Here is a 1,830-nt window from a genome sequence, read left to right on the forward strand (position 1 = left end):
AACTTTAACAGCAGAAAATATTGTAAGGATAGCTATGATAAGGATTTCCCTCAAAAAATGTTTTTAACAAAACAGCTTCTAAGTTTTATCCTTTATTACAAGTTGAAATAAAATTGGAAGTATAATAAGTATAGTTAAATTATTTTGTGGGGTCTAAATAGATAGTAATATGCAAATTGAGACGGCTTTACAATATCTACAAAATGGGGATTTACAGCAAGCAAAAGTCATCCTTGAGCAAATATTGGGACAAAATCCGAACGATCCAAATGCATTATATTGGCTTGGAATTATTTTTTATCAGGTTAAAGATTATAATCAGGCTATTTATAATATTAACAAAGCTATTGAAATCAATCCTACAGATCAGTATTGTTTTGATTTAGGCCAAATATTTCTTGAATTAAACTTATTAAATGAGTCTATTCATTACCTGCGAAATACTTTAACTCTCAATCCGCAAAAAATTGAAGCTTATTATTGTTTAGGAGAGGCGTTATTTAAAGCAAATAATTTTGAAGAGGCTGCAACTTGTTTTCAAATGTTTATTCAAGTATATCCAGATGATGTTGATGCCTATTTTAACTTAGGAATATCGTTCTTAAAAATAAAGAAAACACAAGAAGCCATAATTGCCTTTAAAAAAGCAATAGAATTAGATCCCAATGCTTTTGATTTTTATTACAATCTGGGAATAGCTTATTTAAAAGAAAATAATTGGCAAGAAACTATTAATAGCTTAGAAAAAGCTATTAAATTAAAGCCTGATAATGCTGATATGTATCATTTGCTTGGGGTTTCTTATTTGATGATAGGTTTTCATGATAAAGAGTCTAAAGAAAACTTTGAAAAAGCAAATTATTATGGTTATTTAAACTGGATAAAAAATAGCTCTAAGAAGAGAATTTATAAATTAACAGAAAATCCTGAAATAAAGTTTGCTATAGTTTATTTTTACGGAGGAGATTTTCAGGAAGATAAATATAACCGATTAATTGAACATCTGGAAGGCCAAACTTACAAGAATTATGATGTTTTCCAGGGTTATATAGAGAAAATAGATAATTATTCCCATGTTTGCTTTGTAGAGCAAGGGGATTTGATTCCTGAATATGCTTTATCTTGTTTGGCCGAAACCATTCAGCAAAATAAAGATTTAGAACTTATATATAGCGATGAAGATATTTATAATTGTGAAAGAATTAATCCGTATTTTAAACCTGAATACTCCCCCTTACTATTACTTAGTCACAATTATATGAATAGTTTGTTATGTCTAAAAATAAATAATAATTTAATTCAAGAACTTAAAAATACCGAAAAAATTGATCAGGAGTATCTTTATAAGCTTGTTTTAAAATTAACGAGAGAGAAGATAAATTTGCTAAGAATACCTGATGTCTTATATCACAGGCATTTGGAAAATTCTCAGAAGCAAGAAAATTCTTCAATGAAAAATATCGTTCTGGATGAAATACAAGAACGGCAATACAACGCAGATATTGTGGATTATAAACTAAATAACTTTAATTTAGTTAAGTTTTATCCTGAAACATTGCCTAAAGTATCTATAATTATTCCATTTAAAGATAAAGTTAACTTCTTAAAAGAGTGTATAAAAAGCATAGAAGAGAAAACAACTTATAAAAATTACGAAATTATTTTAGTAAATAATAGAAGCATTGAACCAGATACTCTGAATTATTTAAAAACTACAAAATATAGAGTTTTAGATGTTGATATAGATTTTAATTTTTCAAAATTAAATAATATGGCTTCTGATGTTGCAGAAGGTGAATATTTAATTTTCTTAAATAATGATATGACCGT

1 pseudogene (only partly in view) is annotated in these 1,830 nt (G+C 27.0%); it reads left to right on the plus strand.

From position 1 onward, the window contains the following. Positions 1-169: 169 nt before the first annotated feature. Positions 170-1,830, plus strand: a pseudogene (locus A2255_09040) (hypothetical protein) (it continues 526 nt past the right edge of the window).

It is taken from the genome of Candidatus Melainabacteria bacterium RIFOXYA2_FULL_32_9, from assembly GCA_001784615.1.
GTDB lineage: Bacteria > Cyanobacteriota > Vampirovibrionia > Gastranaerophilales > UBA9579 > UBA9579.